We start from the raw sequence: 23,719 nt of genomic DNA on the forward strand, positions 1-23,719 counted from the left end.
GTTGTTAGATAATGATTATTAGATTTTGCCTGTGATGCCGGCGAATTTAAGAATTTCTTCCACATGCTGCCGCTCGTTATTAAGGCGGGGCACTTTATGCTGACCACCCAATTTACCCTTACTTTTCAGCCAGTCTGTAAAGGTCCCTTTGGGCAATACATGTACTACCGGGCGACGCAACGCCATATCCTTATGGCGTTTGGCTTCATAGTCTGAGTTAATTGTTTTAAGGGTATGATCGAGTATATCAATAAACTGTTCCAGGTCGCGAGGCATTACATCAAAGTCCAGCAGCCATTCATGTCCGCCAGCGTCGTTCCCGCTGAAATAGATAGGCGCTGCGGTATAGTCGTTCATCACAGCCCCTGTTACCTCGCAGGCTTTGGCAATGGCCGTATCTGAATTCTCTACGATCAGCTCTTCGCCGAAGGCATTGATGAAAGACTTGGTACGTCCGCTTACTCTCACGCGGTAAGGCGCAAGGGAGGTAAACTGGATCGTATCTCCTACCAGGTAACGCCACAAACCGCCGTTGGTGCTGATGATGAGGGCATAGTTCTTACCCATCTCCACCTCCTGCAGTTGCAGGGTTTGCGGGCATTCCTTTCCGTATTCTTCCATCGGCATGAATTCATAGAAAATACCGTGGTTGAGGAACAGCAACAGCCCCTCCTCTCCTATTACATCCTGTGCAGCAAAGAAGCCTTCGGATGCATTGTAGGTTTCCTGGTAATACATATCCGGCTTACGGATCAGTTTTTTAAACTGCTCCCTGTATGGCGTGAAACTTACACCACCGTGCATATATAGTTCAAGGTTAGGCCATACATCGGCCAGGTTATCTTTACCGGTTATTTCGAATATACGCTTGATGAGTACCAGCGTCCAGGTAGGCACCCCGGCAATGGAAGTCACATTTTCATGTATCACGGCATTGGCCATACGCTCTATCTTTTCCTCCCATTCGTCCATAAGGGCAATAGAGAGGTCGGGCGTACGGATCATGTTACCATAGAAAGGCATGTTCTGGAGCATCACTGCACTCAGGTCTCCGAAATAGGAGTCACTTTCAGCGTCCAGTTTATTAACCTGGTGGCTCCCCCCTATTACCAGCGATTTACCGGTAAGCAGGCGGGAATCAGGGAAATTATTATAGTATAGTGACAATACATCCCTACCGGCGCGATAGTGACAATCATCCAGGCTCTCGACAGAGACAGGTATGAATTTGCTCTTATCGGCGGTGGTACCGCTCGATTTCGCAAACCATTTAATAGGCGTATTCCATAAGATGTTCTGCTGCCCTTCCATTAATCGCTGGATATAAGGTTTCAGGGTGTCATAGTTGTGTATGGGCACCCGTTGCTTGAACTCTTCTATCTTATAAATCTGTGAAAAACCGTATTGCTTGCCAAACTCGGTGTACTGAGCGGCGCTGATGAGGTTCTGGAACACCTGCTGCTGCACCTGTACGGGGTATTGCATAAAATATTCTATGCGCCCCATACGCAAACGTGCCAATTGTGATATTGCAGGACTTAATATTCTCATAATAGGATCAGGAACGTAGTAGTTTATTGTTGTTTAGCAGCTTCGTCCAGGTAATTCTTACGACGTAAAATGAAATTCTGGCCAAGATACACTTTTCTTACCTGTTCGTCTTCGGCTAACTCTTCTGCAGTACCCGCTTTTAATATCTTACCTTCAAAAAGAAGGTAAGCGCGGTCTGTGATGGAGAGTGTTTCCTGCACGTTATGGTCTGTTATGAGGATCCCTATGTTCTTGTATTTAAGGCGGGCTACAATAGACTGAATGTCTTCCACCGCAATTGGATCGATACCGGCGAATGGTTCATCCAGCAGGATGAACTTAGGGTCTACCGCCAGTGCGCGCGCTATTTCAGTACGCCGGCGTTCCCCTCCGCTCAATACATCTCCCGGGCTTTTACGCACGTGGGTAAGACGAAACTCTTCAAGCAGGCTTTCCAGCTTTTCTTTCTGTTCCGCCTTTTTAAGGTTTGTCATTTCCAGTACGGCGGATATGTTATCCTCCACACTAAGCTTACGGAACACCGAAGCCTCCTGTGGCAGATAGCCAATTCCCATCTTCGCCCTTTTGTACATTGGCAGCTTTGTGATATTCAAGTCATCCAGGTACACCTGTCCTTCGTCAGGCTTGATCAGCCCTACTACCATGTAGAATGTAGTTGTCTTTCCTGCTCCGTTAGGACCAAGCAACCCTACTATCTCACCTTGTGTCACTTCTACAGATACATGATTGGCTACGGTTCTTGCTCCATAGCGCTTTACCAGCTGATCTGTATGTATTTTTAATGCCATATGTTCAAACTTAGCAAAAATACACTTTTCATTTAGCTTTCAACAGCTAACTGTTGTCAGTCCCTTACTTTGTGCAAGATCGCTACATTTTTTATCTATGAATGTTGTACAATCTATTAAAATATTCGCCCTTTTCGCGAAAAAACAGATGATAATTCTAACGGATGTATTATTTTTGCCCGGCATTAACTTAAGCTCACTTTTATTTCTATTATGAAAGTAACAGAACATATTGCGCAGGCAAAAGATACGTTGATCTCCTTTGAGATCCTACCTCCCCTTAAAGGTAAGAGTATCGATTCGATATATGACCATCTTGATCCATTAATGGAATTCAAGCCAGCCTTCATTAACGTTACTTACCACAGAAGTGAGCATATGTTTAAGAAAAGGGCTGATGGCACTTTTGAAAAAGTAGAGATCCGCAAGCGCCCCGGTACAGTGGCCATTTGCGCGGCATTAATGAACCACTATAATGTTGATGCTGTTCCGCATCTCATTTGTGGTGGCTTCAGCAGGGAGGAAACAGAAAACGCCCTGATCGACCTTAATTTCCTGGGCGTGGACAATGTACTCGTACTCCGTGGAGATGCCCCGAAAAATGAAACTTTCTTCGAGCCGGAACCTCACGGGCACCGTTATGCAGACGAACTACTGCAGCAGGTGACGCATATGAATAACGGTATCTACCTGGAGGAAGACCTGCAGGGTGGTGTCAAAACAAACTTCTGCATCGGTGTGGCAGGGTATCCTGAGAAACATTTTGAGGCGCCGAATATGCAGACAGACATGACCTATCTGAAGAAGAAGGTGGAGAATGGTGCTGACTATATCGTCACTCAAATGTTTTTCGACAACCAGAAATTCTTCGACTTCGTTAATAAATGCCGTGAAGCAGGTATTACCGTGCCTATCATTCCCGGACTGAAACCGATCACCAGCCGCAAACAACTAACAGTACTGCCACGTACTTTCCATGTTGACATCCCGGCGGAATTTGCCAATGAGATACTGAAATGTAAAACAGATAAGGAAGTAGAGGAAGTAGGCACCGCATGGCTGATACAACAGTCTAAAGAACTGAAAGCCTTTGGCGTACCTGTATTACACTATTACACATTGGGCAAACCCCACGTGATCCGAAAGGCAGTTGAAGCAGTGGTATAATAAGTATTGACGCATCTTCTATAAAGCAAGCGGTCCGCCAGTGGCGGACCGCTTTTTATTTAAATGGTAACCGTTTTCTTATTAAAATGCCATTACGTGGAAACGTAGTAGCATGTCCGAATAACTGTCACACTTTTTGTCTTTTCTTTCGGATAACTCTTGATGAATTATCAATCCCTTAGACGGACATCACAGGCATCCCCCCTATTGTGCCTGCAAAAAATTAAGGGAGCCCCTTCTCAGGAACTCCCTTTTTATAAATAAGTGTAATTGTTATCTAGTAATCTTCTCTGTCCAGTAAGATCCCCAGGCTCAAAGAGAAATAACTGTTGGTGATCCTGGCAGATGCGGTACGGTCAAGGTTAAGAAACCCCCGGCTTAAATTAGCGCCAAACACCATCAGATTGTTAAATTCCAGCCCCAGCGCCAGATTAGCACCAGCATCAAATCTGCTTAACTGCGCACCCGGAGCAATACCCTTGTCCTTGTAATTAAACTCCACCGGGCGTGAATCAGTACTGACAACAGAGCCATTGTATAACACATCCAGCTCATAGGTCCCCCCAAGACCATAAGCTACATAAGGGCCGCCGCCTACTACTATTTTACCCAACGCACTGGGGAATTTAAGCACCACATTCATCGGCACTTCCAGATAACGCAGCTTAAGCTGGTTGGCCGACTCCACAAATACGCCGGGCTTTGAAGGCAGTGGCCGGAGATAGGCGCCTTTGGTAATGTACCTCACCAATGGCTGGAAATAAAGGCTTTTGTAGACAGGTACGTTAACGATCAGGTCAGCGTGCAGATTTGTTAACTGGCTACTGGTACCGATGCTGTTACTCTTATATCCCTGACTATTTTTTATCTGTGTGGCAGATAAAGTATAACCTCCTCTCAGCCCCAGACTGACCTGGGCATGGAGTGCAAATAGGGGAGTTAACAGCGTTAAAAAGAAGAGTGTAAAAAATTTACTCATGCGTTTTACGTTGTGTTGTAATAAAGTTGCGGTATTGTCTCTCAATAGGGTATTCCAGGGCGATAACACGGGGAGCTTGTCCCATTTAACATTCTGCTATAAAAATAATCTAAATACTCAAAAAATGGTTTTAAATAAAGGTTATTCCGTAAAAACCAGTAGCTATAAAAATAAAGCGTCCTCCTCGTCATGAAGACGGGAGGACGCTTTTATTAAATATTGCTTGCCTTAGAATTTATAACCTACATAAACACCGAAAGATGTGTTCTTCCAGCTACGATCGTTATCAGTATTATCATACGCGTTTACCAGTCCCAGGTCGGCATTGATACCGAAGTTAAAACCGGCTTTCAATTCATAACCAGCCACGATTCCGAGACCCGCGTCAAAGCGTTTCAGCTTACCGTTGATAATATTGGATTCATCATCAAAAGCTTTCCATTCTGCGGACACGTTACCAACAGTGCCTTTGTGTTTACCACCCAGACCGTAAGCTACATAAGGACCTGCTCCCAGGTTCAGCCAACCATTACCAACTTCTGGCTTGAAGAGGAAGTTGATAGGTAATTGCAGATACGACAGGGTTGTTTTGAAGTTGTCACTTGCCTTGTTTCCTTTACCAGCAAATAATAAGCCTGTACCAATGAAGAATTCATCTGCCAGCGGTAAATCAGCTGTTACACCAGCTCTTACGCCAACTATCAGATCGCCGGTTTCTTTGTCACCTGCACTTTTTGTAGTTGCACTAGAAAAGTTAGGACCAGCCACGATACCGAATTTTGCCTGACCAAAAGTAATGCCTGCAATCATCAGCGCGGCAACGGATAATAATACCTTTTTCATATAGGTGTTTTAATTTGGGTATAGCATCCTACAGGCGTTGATGGATGCTATACCTGTTTCTTAGCTTTTGTTTTGTTATTAGCAGGTGTTGCCTGTTTACACCCTTGTAAAAAGTGATTGATCAATTGTCATTACTGACTAGAACAGATAACCTACGGATACACTGAATACACGGTTCTTGTTCTTATCGTTTCTGCTGTCATCTCCACCGGAGTTGATCTTACCAAAACCAAGTCCGTACTGTGCCGATACCAGGAAGTTATTAAATTCCGCACCTGCCTGGAGGTTACCACCCCAATCAAAGCGTTTGTACTTGTTCAGTCCCTGGTCAGGATCTCCGTCATTAAAAGGAGTATCGTCGTCCCATTTAATGTTAGACTCTGTGCTGGTAGTTACACCGGCAATAGTAGTAGTTACCTTGTTCTTACCTGCTACACCAAAGGCGAAGTAGGGGCCAATACCGGCAAACAGCCTGGTGTTGGCGCCAACAGGGATCTTACCAATAAAGTTTAAAGGAACTTCAATGTACTGGGGCCTTGTTGTGAACTTCCTGTAAGGATTAGTAGTACTATTGTCCTTATCTCCGGCTTCCAGTTTTGCACCTTTGGTTGTGTAGAACACACCTGGCTGGAAAGAGAGAACTTTAGGCACCAGCGGAAAATCGGCAATTAAACCGACATGATAACCAGATAATGACTGGTCTTTATCGACCGAACCATCATTATCAACAGAAATTGAGGAAAGGTTCCATCCACCTTTAACACCAACGCGCACCTGAGACATTGCTCCGAAAGAAATTGCAAGGGCCGCAAACGAAAGGATAAGCTTCTTTGTCATAATCTTAACATTTTGATTACAAACAGGAATTTCCAAAGACTATGCCAAAGCAATTGACAGCAGCCTTATCTGATTGCAAACAAATGAATTACAACAAGAAATAATTTCTATATCAATTTATTTACGGACTGTTCCCCCTTTGGTTTCCATTTTTTCGAGGAATTCGTTGAGCTGTTCCACCCCCAGTCTTTTAGCCAGGATCTTCTTCTTTTCATCCAGCAGATATACTACAGGGGTGCTGTATACATCATACAGGCGGCGGTAATTGCTCTGTGCATCAGGATCCCATGCATGGATCCATCCACTGAGCTTGTGCTCTTTAATGAAAGATTGCCATTCATCTTTTGTACCTTCTGTTTTGAAGCCAATGAGGGCGACACCTTTGTTCTTCCAGCTGGCATTGAAGGCAGAGTCGAGTTTGGGCACCTCGATCTTACAGTGTCCACAGGTTGGGTCCCAGAAAACAAGTACGGTATATTTTGCTTTAGTGGTGTAAAGAGAAACAGCTTTCATGGAAGAATCTTTCACTTCCAATGGAGGCGCCTGTTGTCCGATCAGGTTAGGCGCCATGGAATACGCCCTGGAGATGATCTTGTTAAGTTGTTCATCTTTCAGCCAGTAAGCCTCTCCTGAAACGTAATATTTCTCGACCATGTGCACGAACACGGCGTCCATACCCATGTATTTTGAAGTCTCGTATGTATAGGTTAGCCACCATACAACGAACTTGAACATCTCTTTATCTTTCCGCGTCTTTGCTACGATCTTGTCTGCCTCGGTGATAATAGAATCCGGGTCCATCGCCACTAACTGTGTAAAATAGCGGTTCAGTTTTTTCTCAATGATATCTGTTCTTACCAGTCTGCCGTCATTCAAATTCACGCTATCCCAGTAATGGGCTTTGTAATAGCGGTAGCCGAACGTAGAGTCTTCGCCGGGAGGCGTTGGCGGCACTTCAGGATCTTTCATAGCCCTGAAAATACTGGTGAGCAAACTTTTGGGGTATTGTCCAACTATATTGCTCCGGAAGTCCGTTAGTTTTTTACCCAGTTCAACCTGCATTGGTTTTGCTGCTGCACTGTCAGCAGCCGTACGTTTAGCAAACAGGGCATTGATCTGCCTGTCCTGTGGCGCGACCTCTTTTGACAGGAATTTATTATATGACTGGAAGATCTCGTTCTCTTTGGAGGTTTTGAACACCGTCTTGTTGATCAGGTCAGTGGTATCTATGCTGACAGAAAATTGCTGGTCCTTGTTGTCGAGCAGCATTTCAAAATAGCGTTGTCTGCCGGGAAGCAGCACAATATAGATCCCGCCCTGTAAAGGCTCCTTATTCTTCATTACAGCAATACCCTGTGCATTGATCTGGGCGGAATCAGCCATGTAAAAGCTTTTCCCCATATAATGCGCCAGGCAGATCTGGCCTCCGGTATATTGTTTTAACTGGAAAGTAAGCTGGTAGCCCTGCGCCTGTAGCTGCCAGTGGCAGAAAATGCAGGCGAGTAATATCATAAGTTTACGCATAGGATATCGGTTACTGTAAAAGTAGCAAGGAAAAGGCAATTTCAAAAATCAGTGATCAGCTAAAATCCTACCTTTGCACCCGTGAGGAAAAAAAATGTTATTCTTGAAAATGTCCCTGTAAGCGCTTATGCAGCAGAAGGGAAGGCACTGGCCCGGATAGATGGCAAAGTGATATTTATTGAAGGCGGAGTTGTACCGGGAGATGTCGTTGACGTACGCCTCGGTAAGAACAAAAAAGACTGGGCAGAAGGGAAAGCCATCCGCTTCCATTCTATGGCGCCTAACCGTGTTGATCCTTTCTGTGAACATTTTGGCAATTGTGGCGGCTGCAAATGGCAGATGCTGCCCTATTCCCTGCAACTGGAATATAAACAGCAGCAGGTAGCCGACAACCTCCAGCGCATCGGTAAACTGGAACTTCCGCCTATGCAGCCCATTCTCGGCTCCAGGCATACTACCCATTACCGTAATAAACTCGAATTTACTTTCAGTAATAAAGCATACCTCCCTGCAGAGGAACTGAATGAAGATGGCAGCATTCCCAGAAAGAATGCGCTTGGTTTCCATGTGCCAAAGCTATTTGACAAGGTGCTGGATATCAATACCTGTTACCTTCAGGCAGAACCGGTGAATGCCATCCGTAACACGATCCGCGAATATGCACTGGCTAATGAGCTTTCTTTCTACGACATCCGCGCCAAAGAAGGCTGGCTCCGTAACCTGGTGATCAGGATCTGTACTACTGGAGAGGTGATGGTCAACCTCGTGATCCATCACGAAGACAAAAAAGCCAGGGAAGCCTTATTTGAGCACCTGCTGGCAACCGTACCCGGCATTACGTCAGTACTGTATACCATAAATCCTAAACTGAACGATACCATCTTCGACCTGGAGCCGAAGGTCTATTTTGGAAAAGGATATGTAGAAGAAAAACTGGAAGACTTCACCTTCAAGATAGGGCCTAAGTCATTTTTCCAGACCAACACCTACCAGGGTGAGGCGTTATACCAGGTAACCAGGGAATTTGCCGGACTAACAGGAACAGAAATTGTTTACGATCTCTATTGCGGTACGGGCAGTATTGGTATTTTTGTGTCCCGGCAGGCCGGTAAAGTGGTAGGCATTGAACTGATAAAAGAGGCAATTGACGATGCCATCGAAAACGCTGCCCGCAATAATGTGAACAATGCACAATTCTTTGCCGGAGATGTAGTGGATATTTGCAATGATGCTTTCTTTGCCCAACACGGGCAACCAGACGTTGTCATCACCGATCCTCCAAGGGCCGGCATGCATGAAAAACTGGTTAATAAGCTACTCGAAATTGCTGCTCCCCGCATAGTATACGTAAGTTGTAATCCCGCTACACAGGCAAGGGACCTGGCGCTGCTGGATGCGATGTACAGTGTAAAAAGGATACAACCGGTGGATATGTTCCCACACACGCATCACATTGAGAACGTGGTGCTATTGGAGAAAAGAATTAATCATTAAAGAATAAGGTAGAAATGAGCGAGTTCAGGCCCGGCAGATTTGAGATACTTCCCACGGTGATCAAGAACCTTCTGATCATCAATGGCTTAGTGTTCCTTGCACAAAACACACTGGGAAGCAGCTTTGGAGTTAATAAGATTGATGACATCTTCGCATTGCATTACTGGGGATCTGATCTTTTCAAGCCTCACCAGTTTATTACACACCTGTTCATGCACGCTACCTGGGGGCATTTGTTCATGAACATGTTCACCCTCTGGATGTTCGGCGCAACACTGGAAAACATCTGGGGACCTAAAAGGTTCCTGATCTTTTATGTGGTATGCGGACTGGGCGCTGCACTTTGTCACATGGGCGTGCTCACATACGAGAATGTACGACTGGCACATGATGCCAAGGCATTCCTGAGTGATCCTTCCATTACCAATTTCAGGTTGCTGGACGACCGCTATGACCTGGACTCAGGCCGGTACCTCGCCGAAGGCACTAAAAATATCTTCTACCAGTTCCCGAACGATCCTGGTGTTATTAACGATACCAAGGCCTTTGTACGGCAGTTTGCCCATGATTACCCAGATAGCGCCACACTAGGTGCTTCCGGTGCCGTATTTGGGCTGCTGTTCGCATTCGGGTACCTGTTTCCGAATAATCTCATTTACCTTTACTTCCTGTTCCCTTTAAAAGCGAAATACTTTGTAGGGATTCTCATCCTCCTGGAACTGTATTCAGGTATCCAAAACTCTGCCGGAGATAATGTGGCCCATTTTGCCCACCTTGGCGGAGTGCTCTTTAGCTACCTTCTCCTCAGGATGTGGAACAGACATAACCGTCAGCATTTTTATTAAACATTAAAGATCTTGTGACATGATGCACGTTGAGGAAAGGACTAACACTCCCCTGTCCCTGGGAGAAGAAAAAAATATGGTTATCCAGCTGCTGCTGATCAATATTACCATATTCATCCTGCTGTTTTTCACAGAAGTCGTCTACCGTATGGAGGGCAATCCGTTGTCACGCTACCATAGTGATGTATTATCGCGCGTGGTACTGCCGGCCAATTTTGAAACATTACTGAACAGTCCCTGGGCATTGATCTCCTCCATGTTTACACACAATAGTTTCTGGATGATCGTCAGCAATATGATATGGCTGGCCTGCTTCGGCACCATGCTTCAGAACCACGCAGGTCGTGATCGTATACTTCCGCTGTACCTGCTTAGCGGAGTTGTAGGCGCCGTATTTTATCTGCTGGGCATGCAGTTCATTCCTGCTTTTCGGGAATTGCAACCATTTGCTACCATGACTGGCGCAGCGGCCCCGATCATGGCATTCGCCATTGGTGCAACTGTAGTAGCTCCCAAGTACAGACTACTGCCGAATCTGCCCATTCCCTTCTGGATCATCACGGCTATATTCCTGCTCGTGAATATCTATACACACGTCATAAACACACATGATATGACGATGCTGCCACCACTGATCGGTGGAGGATTGACCGGCTTTTTTTATATGCAACAGTGGAAGAAAGGCAATGATCTGGGTGCAGGCTTTAACAGGTTTATGCACAGGATCACGCATCTTTTCCACCCCAAGACGCATTTGCATATCGTCAAATAGCCTATTGACATTTCTATATATAAAGCCCTCCGGTATACAGAACCGGAGGGCTTTTCTTTTCCCGGTTTTATCACTATTTTTAATAAAACCCCCTATGTCGTGCCGTTTGTAGCAAAACTTCTACCCCGATTCCTGTTCTTATGCAATCTGCTGATCACTATCAGCCTTCTGCTTTCTGCCTGGCTTCCCTATCTCGATCCAAGGCAATATTGGCCCAGTGGGTTCGCTGGATTATTCTTTCTGATCTCCTGGACCATTAACTTTATCTTTATCATCCTGTGGCTGATCTGGAAAAAACATTATTACTGGATCTCCCTCTTTGGTGTAGTGTTGTCCGGAAATGCCTTATATAACAGTGTTGGTATGCGATTTTCTTCAGAGCGGCCAGTCAGTGACCCGGATAAAAAACAGTTCACCCTAATGACCTTCAACACCAGCAATATGGGCCTGAAAGACTACCGGGAAGACACTTCTCTTCAGCTGTCCATTTACAATACTTTGCGGCATGCCTCTCCCGACATTCTTTGCCTGCAGGAGTTCTACACAAATGAAGGCCCTGGCTTTTCCAATCACATTGATTCCATGAAACGTGTATTACAATATCCGTATCACTTCTTTACCAGGGATAAAACGCATTGGAATTACTGGCATTACGGCATTGTATTATTCTCCCGTTACCCGATAGTCAGGGCTAGCAGAATCCCCTGCGGATACAGCACTGCAGGCAGCGGTAGCAGTATTCTCCAGGCAGATGTATTGCTATATGGAGACACTGTGCGCATCATTACCGCACAACTGCAATCATATATGTTCCGGGACGATGATTATAAATTGCTGGAAGCAGGAGAAGGATCTTTCAGTTCAGTAAGAACGCTTGCATCAAAAATGAAACAGACTATTTACAAAAGAGCCGGTCAGGCGCGGCAACTGGCAGGACTGATCCTGTCAAGTCCTTACAAAGTGATCGTGTGCGGTGATCTGAATGATACGCCTGTTTCGTATACCTATTACACGGTCAGCGCCAATTTGCAGGATGCATTTCTTCATAAAGGATACGGTATCGGACGAACTTTATCCTTTCTTGCGCCCACACTGCGGATTGATTACATTCTGGCACAACAGCCATTAAAGGTTCATGCTTATACAACGTACGTCAGGAAAGACTTTCAGCATTTCCCTGTAATGGCAAGCTTATCATTATAACGAATGAATTCACCATTTCTCCTATCTTTAACCTAAAATGCGATAGGCGTTGAGATTTCTGAGGCTATTCACAAAAGGTTTCTTTTTATCGGTGAACACCATTGTAGTGCTCCTTTTTCTGGTGGCCTGCCTGGCTCCCTATGTATCGCCGGAGCAGTGGTGGCCTATAAGTTTTATTACGCTGTTCTTTCCATTACTCTTACTCGCGCTGGTGCTGTTCTTCATTTGCTGGCTGCTGTTCGATTTTAAATACTGCCTGTTGCCCATGTTGCCGATCCTGATCGGATGGAAGTCCATTTCAGCTTTTATCGCTTTTAACTATCCAACAGCGGGTAAACAATTTGCGAATCCCGATGGCAGTCTGAATATCATGAGCTATAACGTAGCCCAGTTCGGACTATACCGCGAAAAGGACAGTAAATACAACAGAGAGGCTATGTTCGCGCTGATTAAAAAACAGGAGCTGGACGTACTTTGCATCCAGGATTTTTATACCTCAGAAAAGAAGAATGACTTCAATAACAGGGAAGATATTTCCCGGGAGATGAAGCTCCCCTATCGATTCTTTTCCAGCGATTTTAACCGGGATGGCATGCAGCACTGGGGCTCTATCATCTATTCCCGGTATCCTATCATAAATACAGACAAGGTGAAACTGTCTCAGGGGCCTCTCAGCGAAAGCCTGATCTATGCTGACATTGTCCGCAACAATGACACTTTCCGTATTATTAATATGCACCTGGCATCTTACCGGTTCAACGAAAGGGATTACCGCTCTATAGAGAAGATCAGGAAACAGGAAGATACCGGGCTGGTGGCTACACGTAATATCGTTCAGAAAATGCGCGATGCCTATGTGGGCCGCAGCAGACAAGCGGATATTGTAGCAGCATTTATTAAGACAAGCCCTTACCGCGTGATAGTATGTGGAGACTTTAATGATACTCCGGCATCTTACACCTATTTCACGATCAGAGGGCCATTGCAGGATGCCTTTCTAAGAAAAGGAAGCGGTATCGGCCGGACATATGCCGGACTGGCACCCACCTTGAGGATAGACTACATATTTGCCGATAAATCATTCAAGATCAATTCATTCCGAAAAATCAACTCCGGGCTGTCTGATCATTATCCTGTAATAGCCAATCTTAGTCCTCCCCGGTAATGCCACTCACGAAACAATAATTATCTTTGCAATCCAAACAAAAGGAAGTGTAGCTTACACTACCTGAAATTATCTGATATGTCTGAGCTTAAAATATACAATTCGCTACAGCGGCAAAAGGAAGTATTCACATCTCTCTATCCCGGACATGTCGGTATGTATGTATGTGGTCCTACCGTATCGGGGGAATCACATCTGGGTCATGCCCGCCCATATATCACCTTTGACGTCGTTTACCGGTATCTCCAGTTCCTGGGATATAAGGTCCGCTATGTAAGGAATATCACTGATGCCGGCCACTTCGAAGAAGAAGGCCGTGAAGCAGAAGATAAGATTGCCAAACGCGCCCAGCTGGAAAAGCTGGAGCCGATGGAACTGGTGCAGAAATACACGAACCTGTTCCACTGGGCATTCAACCAGTTTAACTGTCTGGAGCCGAGCATTGAGCCCACGGCTACCGGTCATATCATAGAGCAGATCGAGATGATCAAAACGATCATGGAAAAGGGCTATGCGTATGAAAAGAATGGCTCTGTATACTTTGATGTAAAGAAATATGCTGAAACCCATGAATATGGGATTCTTAGCGGACGTGTACTTGAAGACATGCTGGAAACCTCCAACCGCGAGCTGGAAGGTCAGGATGAAAAGATAAATAATGTTGACTTTGCCCTCTGGAAAAAGGCTCCGCCTGAACATATCATGCGTTGGCCCAGCCCATGGGGAGAAGGTTTCCCGGGATGGCATATAGAATGTTCTGCTATGAGCAACAAGTATCTTGGCAAACAGTTCGATATTCACGGTGGAGGTATGGACCTGCAATTCCCGCATCATGAATGTGAGATCGCACAAAGCCAGGTTGCACATGGAAATATGATGGCCCGTTACTGGATGCACAATAACATGATTACCATCAACGGCCGCAAGATGGGTAAGGCATATAATAACACTATCAAACTGACTGAACTTTTTACCGGCAACCACCATTTGCTGGAAAGAGGTTATAGCCCGATGACCATCCGTTTCTTCGTGTTGCAGACACACTATCGCAGTACGCTCGACTTCTCAAATGAAGCCCTACAGGCTGCAGAGAAAGGACTACATCGTTTATGGTCTGCTTACGAAGTATTGCAGAAACTCACCTATGCTCCGCTGGACGGGCAGCCGGTGAACGAGGAACTGGATAAACAGGTACGTGACTGGTGCCACGAGTGCCATGAGTTTCTGAACGACGATTTTAATACTGCCAAGGTATTGGCTAACTTGTTTGAACTTGCCCCTGTCATTAACTCGATTAAGGGTGGACAGGTAAAGATCCACGAGTTGAGCGAAGAAACCTTCCAGCTTTTGCAGAAGACCTGGACGACCTTCCTTATAGAAATACTGGGACTACAACCTGAAACGCTTAACACTGACAACAGTAAGCTGGATGGTGTAATACAACTGCTAATGGAAATGCGCAAAGAAGCCAAAAGCCGTAAAGACTATGCCGCTTCTGACAAAATACGCAATCAGCTGTTATCTGTAGGTATACAACTGAAGGATGAAAAAGACGGTAGTATGACCTATTCCATACAGTAAAGCAGTTATGATAAAACAGCCATTTCTCAATATGTACAAGATATTCAGCATTGCTACAGGCGCGGCATTGTTAATGTTTGCCTGTAAGCAACCGGGAAAAACCAATCAGCAGGAGGAAGATAAAAATGCACCACAGGCTACCACTTCCAATGTAAAAGTGCCTGTATTTCAGGTAGACAGTGCGTATGCCTATACGGCCAAACAGGTAGGCTTTGGTCCGCGTATTCCAAACACTCCTGCCCAAAAGAAGTGTGCAGATTGGTTGATCGAACAATTGAAACCACTCGCAGATACCGTATACGTACAGCGCACAACAGTGATCGGTCCTAAAAAAGTATCGCTGCCATGCATTAATATCATCGCCAGTTTTAATCCTGCGGCTAAGCAGCGCATTCTGTTACTTTCTCATTGGGACACGCGTCCACATGCAGACCAGGATGCCTTTGATAAAACAAAACAGCTGGATGGTGCTGATGACGGCGCTAGTGGTGTAGGCGTACTGCTCGAAACAGCCCGCCAGCTCCATGCCGAGAAGCAACAAGTGGGTATTGATATCTTACTGACAGACGTGGAAGATTATGGTGTGAGTGAGGAAGAAAACAGTTTCTGCCTCGGCACACAATACTGGGCGAGAAATCCGCATGTGCCAGGGTATAAAGCCAACTATGGTATGCTGCTGGACATGGTGGGCGGCCGTGCATCTCAATTCTTTATGGAAGCCGGCTCTCAACAGTATGCATACGGACCGATGAAGATGTTCTGGGACGTGGCTAACCGGCTGGGGTATTCCGATTACTTCCGTTATGAAAATATCGGTGCCGGAATCACGGACGACCACGTATACGTCAATACGATAGCCAACATTCCAACATTCGACATTATCGCCCTGCAGCCAAACGGCAACTTTGTACCACACTGGCATACTAGCAATGATAATATGACGGTGATCGACAAACGTACCTTACAGGTAGTAGGACAAACGATACTTGAGGTTATATACAGGCAACCTTTCGAGTACTAAATATTCCGGAACTTCAGGCGCGGCAATGCTCCTGGTGATGCAAAATTCAATACCTTGCTTCATCAGGAGCATTCCCTTTTTAAATGTGAACTTATGAGACAGTCTACAGAAGAATATCTGATACATCTCAGTAAAGACAAAAAGCTCGCGGCCATCATGGCAGAGGCCCTTCCGGCACTTTCAAAGAGTAAAAACATCCCCCTGAGGCTGATCGCATCTATTATGAGCCAACAGTTAAGTGTAAAAGTGGCTAATGTGATCTACACACGTTTCCTTGCATTATATGATGGCAAAGAGCCTGCACCACAACAGGTACTTGATACACCGGCGCCTACTTTGAGGGCTATCGGATTGTCAAACGCCAAGGTAAGTTACGTACATAACGTCGCGCGGTTTGCGGTAGAAGAAAAGCTGACGGATAAGAAGCTGGAAAAAATGAACAATGATGAGGTGATCAAATACCTAACGCAAATTAAAGGTGTAGGTCGTTGGACAGTAGAAATGCTGTTGATGTTTTATCTGTGCCGGGATGATGTTTTTGCAATCGACGACTGGGGTTTACAACAGGCAATGATCAAAATTTACAAGCTGGATAATACCGATAAGAAAGCCTTTAAAGAAAAGCTGCTGAAGATCTCCGGCAAATGGTCACCATACAGGACTTATGCCTGTCGTTATTTATGGGCCTGGAAGGATATGAAACCTACTGCAGGGGAATAAATTGATAAAAAAACAATCCCCGCCCAGGAGAAGGCAGGGATATACGTTAATACTAACTAACCCAATGCTTATATCTAAAACTAAAACAACTCTTTTGAAGGCGGCAGTACTTAACTACACATTAGTGCCTGTTAAGCTTGTGCCTGTTGCTCTGCTAATTTCGCCTTGATCTTTCCTTCAATTTCTGCAGCAACTTCCGGATTATCCAGAAGCAATTGCTTCACAGCATCACGGCCCTGGCCCAGCTTGTTGGTATCATAACTGAACCAGCTGCCGCTTTTTTGAACGATGCCATATTCAACACCCATATCGATAATTTCACCCACTTTGGAGATACCTTGTCCAAAAATGATATCGAATTCAGCTTGGCGGAAGGGAGGTGCAACTTTGTTTTTTACTACTTTTACTTTAACGCGGTTACCCACAGCTTCATCACCATCTTTGATCTGGGTCATACGACGAATGTCCAAACGCACAGAAGCGTAGAATTTGAGCGCGTTACCACCGGTAGTAGTTTCCGGATTACCAAACATCACTCCTATCTTTTCACGCAGCTGGTTAATAAATATGCAGCAGCAATTTGTTTTTGAAATTGTAGCGGTCAGTTTACGCAGTGCCTGTGACATCAGACGTGCCTGTAAACCCATTTTGCTTTCTCCCATTTCACCTTCCAGCTCGCCTTTTGGTACCAGGGCAGCTACGGAGTCAATTACAACTACGTCCACCGCTCCGGACAAGATCAGACGATCCGCAATTTCCAGTGCCTGTTCACCATGGTCTGGCTGGGAGATCAGCAGCGCATCCACATCTACGCCCAGTCTCTGAGCATAGGAACTGTCAAACGCATGTTCCGCATCTATGATTGCGCAGATACCACCCTTCTTCTGGGCTTCTGCAATTGTATGTATAGCCACGGTAGTTTTACCGGAAGACTCTGGTCCATATATTTCAATGATCCTTCCCTTAGGGAAACCACCGATACCGAGCGCAATATCCAGACCCAGTGAGCCAGTTGATATTACTTCCATCGGATCTGTGCCTTTCTCTCCCATCATCATCACGGATCCCTTTCCGAAATCCTTTTCAATCTTATCCATCGTAAGGCGCAGCGCCTTGAGTTTGTCAGTATTGGCTGTAGACATTTTAGTAAGTTTTTTTACAAATTTAATGGTGTGCTAAGTTATGATCTAATTTTCTATTATCCTAAAATTTTTAGCATTTTGGCCATAAATACTAAATGTTATAGTAAATAGAATCAACCTTTCACATTTATTGTTATGCTGTTTATAAAAAGTTTAAGGGCTAACGCACAACAGAAGCATATGTCAATGTTCAAATAACACTACAAAGATGAGCAGGCTGCACGCACTGGATGTGCGTAGCAAAAAAAAGTTTTTCAGGCTGTTTTATCCTGCTATACCATATGCTATCAGCTGTGAGATAATGCCCAGTATAAAACCGGCATAGATTTCCGCCGGGGTATGGGCTCCCAGTAGAAGACGGGCAGTACCAACTACGCCAGTGATCAGGAACGCCACCATCAGCACCAGGCTGATATTCATGTTCATTCCTATCATCAACATCAGCAGGAAACCAACAACTCCTCCCCATCCTATCGTATGCATACTGATCTTAACATAAGTATTAGCCACCATACCAATTACGATGGCTAGAAAAATACCCAGGAAGAATGCATTGAAAAAAGGAGGCGCTACGGCTTCACGCTTAAAGGCGAAATAAGTCCAGAAGTAAAAAGTAGTGCAGGCTATATAAGGAATGATACGGTCCTTTTGTGACCGTAACTGGAAAGACGTCACAAAACCCAGCGCCTTGCAAAGGGCCACCACAAATAAAGGCAGGAACAATGTTGAGAACAGTACCCTGATAAACAGCTTGTCAAATGCAAAGCGAACGCTGTCCTGTTTGAACAGAACAAAATATTCGGGCATCGCGTTCGCCAGGAACATGGTTACCAATATTGGCAAAAATAAGGGATGCGACAGATAAGAGATCACTTCCGCTGCCTTACGCAATGCAGGTGAAAATACCGGCTTTTCCTGCCGTGAATCATCAGTTGTGGGTATAATTACTTGTTCCATTCACAGATTTCCGTCGCTTCAGGGCAGGACCGGTTGCCACGTCGTTAAAGTTCTTTTCTCAACCTCGCCACCGGAATATTCAGCTGCTCACGATACTTGGCCACCGTACGGCGGGCAATATTGTACCCCTTATCCTGCAGCATTTTGGTCAGGTTCTCGTCGCTGAGCGGCTTCCGTTTATTTTCCCCCTCTATCAGGTCAGATAATATCTTTTTTACCTCACGGGTAGATACTTCCTCCCCGCTATCGGTCGATAACGATTCACTAAAGAAAAATTTCAGCTTAAAAGTACCGAACTCCGTCTGCACATATTTACTGTTTGCTACACGGCTGACGGTAGAAATATCCAGCTGGGTAATGTCGGCAATATCTTTCAGGATCATCGGACGCATGGTCGTCTCATCCCCTGTCAGGAAGAACTCCCGTTGATATCCCATGATGGATTCCATTGTTGACAGCAGGGTATGCTGCCGTTGCTTGATTGCGTCAATAAACCATTTGGCTGCGTCAATCTTTTGTTTGATGAACAAAACTGCTTCTTTCTGACGCTTATCCTTTTTGTCTCCACGGTCATATTCTTTCAGCATGTCCCTGTAGCCTTCCGAGATCCGGAGGTCCGGGGCATTTTTGGAATTCAGTGTCAATTCAAGCTTACCATTATTATTCAGGATAAAGAAGTCCGGCACTACATAGCTCTCCGCTTTGTTCAGTGTAGCAAAGTTACCCCCCGGTTTCGGCGTCAGCCTGATGATCTGGCCAATTGCCTCCTTTAGGGTTTCATCACTCATATTCAGCCCCTTCTGGATCTTCTCATAATGCTTCTTGGTAAATTCGTCGAAGTAGTTTTCCAGGATCTGGTAGGCTCCTACAACTCCAGGATCATCCTGCGGCTTCCGTTTCAACTGCAGCAGCAGGCATTCCTTCAGGTCCGTTGCACAAATACCCGGCGGATCAAATTCCTGTATCCTGCGTATCAGTTCTCTGATCTCTTCTTCATCTGTCGCAACATTCTGGGAAAAAGACAGATCATCCACTATCGCACTTACTTCCCTGCGCAGGTAACCGTCGTCGTCAATACTGCCGATGATCTGTTCTGCGATGCTATTCTGCCTGTCATCCAGTTCCAGCATTCCCAACTGGCTCAAAAGATGCTCGTGGAAAGAAGTTTCCACCCTTACCGGGATGGTTTTGTTCTCATCCTGGTCAGGGTAATTATCATCCCGTAGCTTATAGTCGGCTATATCGTCATCTCCTTCACTTACATATTCGGAGATGTCAATATTATCATATTCGTTTTCGCTCCCATCAGGCTCAAACTCATCTTCCCCTTCTTCATTGTTGTTAAATTCTTCCTGGGGGTCCTTAAATTCATCCTCATGCGCCTCTTCCCCGTATTCCAGGGCAGGGTTTTCCTCCAGCTCCTCCTTGATACGCTCCTCAAGAACGGCAGTAGGTACCTGCAGCAGTTTCATCAGCTGAATCTGCTGCGGCGACAATTTCTGTAATAGCTTCTGCTGTTGTGTCTGCTTTAACATAGTCTAATCCTATCCAAGGGCAAAATTAATAAACAATAGTTTTTACCTAATCCTGTGTTTCCTCCGGGGAAACCACTCTTACAACCGTATACTCTTTTACCGGAGCATCAAAATCCAATTCCAGCTGCTCTTCGGGCAACAATCTAAATGATTTCCTGTGAAATGGCGTGTCACCATGCTCACGGATAGCGTCCCTGTGATATTGTGTAGGATATCCTTTATTCTCCAGCCAACCAAAATGCGGGTACTGTTCATGCAGTTGCTGCATATACTCGTCCCGGTAGGTTTTTGCCAATATGGAGGCTGCTGCTATGGAGGCATATATGCCATCGCCCTTGATGATACAGGCATGAGGAATATTTCCATAGGGTATAAAACGATTCCCGTCCACTAATATATAACCCGGTTGCTGCTTCAGTTGTTCCAGCGCCAGGTGCATTGCTCTGAAAGAAGCCTGGAGAATATTGATCCTGTCAATCTCCAGATTATCCACACTGGCCACCGCATAGGCTATTGCTTCCCTTTCCACTACAATACGCAGCTTATCCCGATCGGCAGCTTTCAGCTGCTTCGAATCATTCAGCAGTTTATTTCTGAACTTAGGCGGTAATATTACTGCCGCCGCAAATACAGGTCCGGCCAGGCATCCTCTTCCCGCTTCGTCACAACCGGCTTCAAAAGCAATATCTTTTTGGTGATAAGAACGTAACAAGGCTTTTTAGTATGATTATTGTGGTAAAGGTAGGGAATTTCATTTCTTATCCCTACCGGAATAATTCTTTGAAATCCGCTTTAAATTCCTTCCACTCCTTATCCGTCTTCTCCATCAACACATTAATATCTTTACGTGTACTATCCCAGGTACTTGCACTGCTGCTTTTTAACTCCGTCAGTTTACCATCGATCTGATCTCTCAGATCTGCCAGTTTAGCCCTCGCTTTTTCACTTTTTTTAGAGCCGTCTTTTTTGAGCTCCTCCATTTTCAGATCTATTTCCTCTCTGCGTTCTTCCAGGTCTTTACGCAAACTATCCCGCTGGGCATCCATATATTCCCCGGCGGCGGCAGCCGTTTCCCTGACATCCTGTCCAATTTTTTCCACACCTTCCTTCATTTCTTCTTTCTTTTCCTCCTGCCTTGAACCTTCCTGGCAAGCCATGAAAGCCGCTGCTGTCAGCAAAAACAATATTCTTTTCATAAGTAGGTTTTAAAGTGAGCTTATGTGTACTGAACCTGTGAACTACCTGTTTTGCAAATGCCATTCCAGTTTTCCCCCCGGCATTACTTCACCATTTACCACAGACAGTATGGCGCATATTGAAAAATTAGCTAGGTTTGAGCCTGCTTTTTCTAAAAAACAAAACCAATTATGAAAAAAAATCTCCTGCTCCTTCTGTTACTGCTGGCGGCACAATTCGCCAAAGCAGATGAAGGAATGTGGCTGCCCTATTTATTGGGACAGCAAGTGTACAATGACATGGTGAAGAAAGGCCTGAAACTGACGAAAGAACAATTGTACAGTATTAATAAAGCGTCTGTGAAAGACGCAATTGTCATTTTCGGCGGTGGCTGTACGGGAGAAATAGTGAGCAACCAGGGGCTGATCTTTACCAATCACCACTGTGGTTATGATGCTATCGCTACTGCCAGTTCAGTAGAACATAACTACCTGAAAAATGGCTTCTATGCGCTTGACAAGCAACAGGAAATCCCCGCAAAAGGACTCTCCGTGCAATTCCTCGTACGGGTGGACGATGTAACCAAACAGGTGCAGGACGCTCTCAAAGGCATGAGCGGCCAGGAAAGACAACAGCTTCAGCAGAAAACCCTTGCTGATATCGTTAGCCAGGCCATCACCGGCACCAACTACGAAGCAAAAGTATTACCTATGTTCAAAGGCAACCAGTACCTGCTCTTTGTCTATGAACGTTATAAAGATATCCGCCTCGTGGGCGCTCCTCCCGAAAGTATCGGCAAGTTTGGCGGAGATACCGACAACTGGGAATGGCCCCGTCATACCGGCGACTTCTCCATCTTCCGTGTATATGCCGACAAGGATGGTAAACCGGCCGAATATGCCGCCGGCAACCAGCCATTAAAACCTAAACACTTCCTGCCAGTGTCTATCAAAGGCATCAAGGAGAACGATTACGCTATGATATTTGGCTATCCGGGCGGTACCAACCGTTATGAGAGCTCTGAAGGCGTAAAGCTGAAAATAACTGTGGAAAACCCTGCCGTGGTGTCACTTCGCAGCGTTCGCCTGAAATATATGTTCGAGCAGATGAAGAAAGACCCCGCTATCAAGCTGAAACTGGCTTCTTCCTATGCCGGCATTGCTAATTACTGGAAATTCTTCGACGGCGAAACAAAACAGCTTGAGAAGTACCACGTGCTGGAAGATAAACAACAGCAGGAAGCTGCTTTTGAAAAGTGGGCGCAGGGTAAAACCGAATATGCCAATATCTTCCCTGATTACGCTGCTTCCTACAAAGCATGGACCCCATACGCTAAACACCGCGTATATATAAACGAAGGTATTATGGGCTCTCCGCTGGCTGCTTTTGCAGGTAGCCTGCAGGCTGTGGAAAAAGCACTGGTAACGGCCGGTACATCCACAGACGCAATCAAACAAAGCATTCAGGCGGCAGATAAGGCACGTACCGCCTTCCTCGAAGAAGAAGATAAAACAAGCGACCAGAAAATACTCGCAGCTACCTGCCACCTGTTCTACACAGATATCCCGGTGGCACAACATCCTATCGGATTCTATGATGCCATCAAAGCGAAATTCGGTAACCTGGACGACTCCAATACCTACCGCCTCTGGTCTTCCGCACTGATGTCCGGTTCCATGATCCTGAACGATGCACGCTGGAAAGCATTCATCGCTAATCCTGACGCTGTAACGCTGCAAACAGATCCGGCTTTTGCTTATTCCAGTGCGTTCATCAAGAACTTCAGCAGCAAATATTTGCCGCTGTATAACCAGTTCGTGACCAAAAACAATGACCTGGGCCGTGCTTACCTGAAAGGAAGAATGGAAATGGAACCGGCCAAGAAATGGTATCCTGATGCGAACTTCTCCATGCGTCTCACCTACGGCCAGGTAAAACCATACGCTCCCCGCGACGCTGTTGCGTACGATTATGTGTGTACCATGAAAGGTGTAATGGAAAAATATAAACCAGGCGATTACGAATTTGACCTGCCGGAAAACTATGTTTCCCTTTATAACAAGAAGGATTTCGGTCAGTACAAGGACCTCCGCAAAAACGATATCGTTACCTGCTTTATCACTACCAACGATATCACCGGTGGTAACTCCGGCTCTCCTGTGCTGAATGCGAACGGTGAACTGATAGGTCTCGCCTTCGATGGCAACTACGAAGCACTCAGCCACAAGATCCAGTTCGACGCGGTATACAACCGTACTATCTGTGTGGACATTCGTTATGTGCTGTGGTGTGTTGATAAACTCGGCGGTGCTAGTAATATCATTAAAGAATTGAAGCTGATTAAATAATTAATTCAGGATTCACAATTCATGGATCAGGGATCTGGAATCAGGAATTTTTGCAAAACACTACAGCAAAG

Annotated in this window: 21 protein-coding genes; 10 read left to right on the plus strand and 11 right to left on the minus strand. The window is 45.4% G+C overall.

The window, feature by feature from the left end:
- Window positions 1–18: 18 nt before the first annotated feature.
- Window positions 19–1,551 carry a GH3 auxin-responsive promoter family protein gene (locus C7475_RS10490; RefSeq protein ID WP_110053310.1) on the minus strand — a complete coding sequence of 511 codons (1,533 nt, stop codon included), beginning with the start codon at window positions 1,549–1,551 and terminating at the stop codon, window positions 19–21.
- 23 nt (window positions 1,552–1,574) lie between these two features.
- Window positions 1,575–2,339 carry an LPS export ABC transporter ATP-binding protein gene (gene lptB / locus C7475_RS10495; protein ID WP_110053311.1) on the minus strand — a complete coding sequence of 255 codons (765 nt, stop codon included), beginning with the start codon at window positions 2,337–2,339 and terminating at the stop codon, window positions 1,575–1,577.
- A 213-nt stretch (window positions 2,340–2,552) separates the two neighbouring features.
- On the opposite strand from lptB, the gene metF reads away from it, so the two are divergent.
- The gene (gene metF, locus C7475_RS10500) at window positions 2,553–3,506 is read left to right on the plus strand and encodes a methylenetetrahydrofolate reductase [NAD(P)H] (RefSeq protein WP_110053312.1); all 954 of its coding nucleotides are present in this window, start codon (window positions 2,553–2,555) and stop codon (window positions 3,504–3,506) included.
- A gap of 277 nt (window positions 3,507–3,783) precedes the next feature.
- Here the strand turns inward: metF and C7475_RS10505 are convergent, their stop codons facing one another.
- From C7475_RS10505 to C7475_RS10520, 4 genes are all read right to left on the minus strand, one after another.
- Window positions 3,784–4,485 (minus strand): outer membrane beta-barrel protein, encoded by a 702-nt coding sequence (locus C7475_RS10505; RefSeq protein ID WP_110053313.1) that lies wholly within the window; start codon window positions 4,483–4,485, stop codon window positions 3,784–3,786.
- A 228-nt stretch (window positions 4,486–4,713) separates the two neighbouring features.
- The gene (locus C7475_RS10510; RefSeq protein ID WP_110053314.1) at window positions 4,714–5,328 is read right to left on the minus strand and encodes a porin family protein; all 615 of its coding nucleotides are present in this window, start codon (window positions 5,326–5,328) and stop codon (window positions 4,714–4,716) included.
- A 138-nt stretch (window positions 5,329–5,466) separates the two neighbouring features.
- Complete coding sequence (locus tag C7475_RS10515) at window positions 5,467–6,165, minus strand: porin family protein (RefSeq protein ID WP_110053315.1); 699 nt, start codon at window positions 6,163–6,165, stop codon at window positions 5,467–5,469.
- 117 nt (window positions 6,166–6,282) lie between these two features.
- Window positions 6,283–7,689 carry a redoxin domain-containing protein gene (locus C7475_RS10520; protein ID WP_110053316.1) on the minus strand — a complete coding sequence of 469 codons (1,407 nt, stop codon included), beginning with the start codon at window positions 7,687–7,689 and terminating at the stop codon, window positions 6,283–6,285.
- An 81-nt stretch (window positions 7,690–7,770) separates the two neighbouring features.
- On the opposite strand from C7475_RS10520, the gene rlmD reads away from it, so the two are divergent.
- The 8 genes from rlmD (at window position 7,771) to C7475_RS10560 (ending at window position 16,490) form a co-directional block, all read left to right on the plus strand.
- On the plus strand, window positions 7,771–9,183 hold the full coding sequence (rlmD, locus tag C7475_RS10525) for a 23S rRNA (uracil(1939)-C(5))-methyltransferase RlmD (RefSeq protein ID WP_110053317.1): 1,413 nt from the start codon (window positions 7,771–7,773) through the stop codon (window positions 9,181–9,183).
- A gap of 14 nt (window positions 9,184–9,197) precedes the next feature.
- Window positions 9,198–10,028 carry a rhomboid family intramembrane serine protease gene (locus C7475_RS10530; protein ID WP_110053318.1) on the plus strand — a complete coding sequence of 277 codons (831 nt, stop codon included), beginning with the start codon at window positions 9,198–9,200 and terminating at the stop codon, window positions 10,026–10,028.
- A gap of 19 nt (window positions 10,029–10,047) precedes the next feature.
- On the plus strand, window positions 10,048–10,800 hold the full coding sequence (locus C7475_RS10535; RefSeq protein WP_110053319.1) for a rhomboid family intramembrane serine protease: 753 nt from the start codon (window positions 10,048–10,050) through the stop codon (window positions 10,798–10,800).
- Window positions 10,801–10,899: 99 nt separating this feature from the next.
- Window positions 10,900–12,003: an endonuclease/exonuclease/phosphatase family protein gene (locus tag C7475_RS10540; protein WP_110053320.1), complete on the plus strand. Its 1,104-nt coding sequence runs from the start codon at window positions 10,900–10,902 to the stop codon at window positions 12,001–12,003.
- Window positions 12,004–12,052: 49 nt separating this feature from the next.
- Complete coding sequence (locus tag C7475_RS10545) at window positions 12,053–13,168, plus strand: endonuclease/exonuclease/phosphatase family protein (protein ID WP_146217518.1); 1,116 nt, start codon at window positions 12,053–12,055, stop codon at window positions 13,166–13,168.
- 78 nt (window positions 13,169–13,246) lie between these two features.
- Window positions 13,247–14,749, plus strand: coding sequence for a cysteine--tRNA ligase (gene cysS / locus C7475_RS10550; protein ID WP_110053322.1), 1,503 nt, complete (start codon window positions 13,247–13,249; stop codon window positions 14,747–14,749).
- A 31-nt stretch (window positions 14,750–14,780) separates the two neighbouring features.
- Window positions 14,781–15,770, plus strand: coding sequence for a M28 family peptidase (locus C7475_RS10555; RefSeq protein ID WP_199236205.1), 990 nt, complete (start codon window positions 14,781–14,783; stop codon window positions 15,768–15,770).
- A gap of 93 nt (window positions 15,771–15,863) precedes the next feature.
- Entirely contained in the window at window positions 15,864–16,490 is a 627-nt protein-coding gene (locus tag C7475_RS10560) for a DNA-3-methyladenine glycosylase (RefSeq protein WP_110053323.1), read from the plus strand.
- A 131-nt stretch (window positions 16,491–16,621) separates the two neighbouring features.
- Here C7475_RS10560 and recA read toward each other — a convergent pair whose 3' ends face one another.
- The 5 genes from recA to C7475_RS10585 all read right to left on the minus strand — a co-directional run bounded on the left by recA (window position 16,622) and on the right by C7475_RS10585 (window position 21,320).
- Window positions 16,622–17,632: a recombinase RecA gene (gene recA, locus C7475_RS10565; protein ID WP_110053324.1), complete on the minus strand. Its 1,011-nt coding sequence runs from the start codon at window positions 17,630–17,632 to the stop codon at window positions 16,622–16,624.
- A 264-nt stretch (window positions 17,633–17,896) separates the two neighbouring features.
- Window positions 17,897–18,589, minus strand: a complete 693-nt coding sequence (locus C7475_RS10570; RefSeq protein ID WP_110053325.1) for a phosphatase PAP2 family protein — start codon at window positions 18,587–18,589, stop codon at window positions 17,897–17,899.
- Between the two features lie 44 nt (window positions 18,590–18,633).
- Window positions 18,634–20,124 carry an RNA polymerase factor sigma-54 gene (rpoN, locus tag C7475_RS10575; RefSeq protein ID WP_110053326.1) on the minus strand — a complete coding sequence of 497 codons (1,491 nt, stop codon included), beginning with the start codon at window positions 20,122–20,124 and terminating at the stop codon, window positions 18,634–18,636.
- A 46-nt stretch (window positions 20,125–20,170) separates the two neighbouring features.
- Window positions 20,171–20,836, minus strand: coding sequence for a ribonuclease HII (locus C7475_RS10580; RefSeq protein ID WP_110053327.1), 666 nt, complete (start codon window positions 20,834–20,836; stop codon window positions 20,171–20,173).
- Between the two features lie 52 nt (window positions 20,837–20,888).
- Complete coding sequence (locus tag C7475_RS10585) at window positions 20,889–21,320, minus strand: hypothetical protein (RefSeq protein ID WP_110053328.1); 432 nt, start codon at window positions 21,318–21,320, stop codon at window positions 20,889–20,891.
- A 171-nt stretch (window positions 21,321–21,491) separates the two neighbouring features.
- Between C7475_RS10585 and C7475_RS10590 the strand changes: the two genes are divergently transcribed.
- Entirely contained in the window at window positions 21,492–23,648 is a 2,157-nt protein-coding gene (locus tag C7475_RS10590; protein ID WP_110053329.1) for a S46 family peptidase, read from the plus strand.
- Window positions 23,649–23,719 lie beyond the last annotated feature (71 nt).

Origin of the sequence: Chitinophaga sp. S165, from assembly GCF_003182155.1 — a bacterium.
Classification (GTDB): domain Bacteria; phylum Bacteroidota; class Bacteroidia; order Chitinophagales; family Chitinophagaceae; genus Chitinophaga.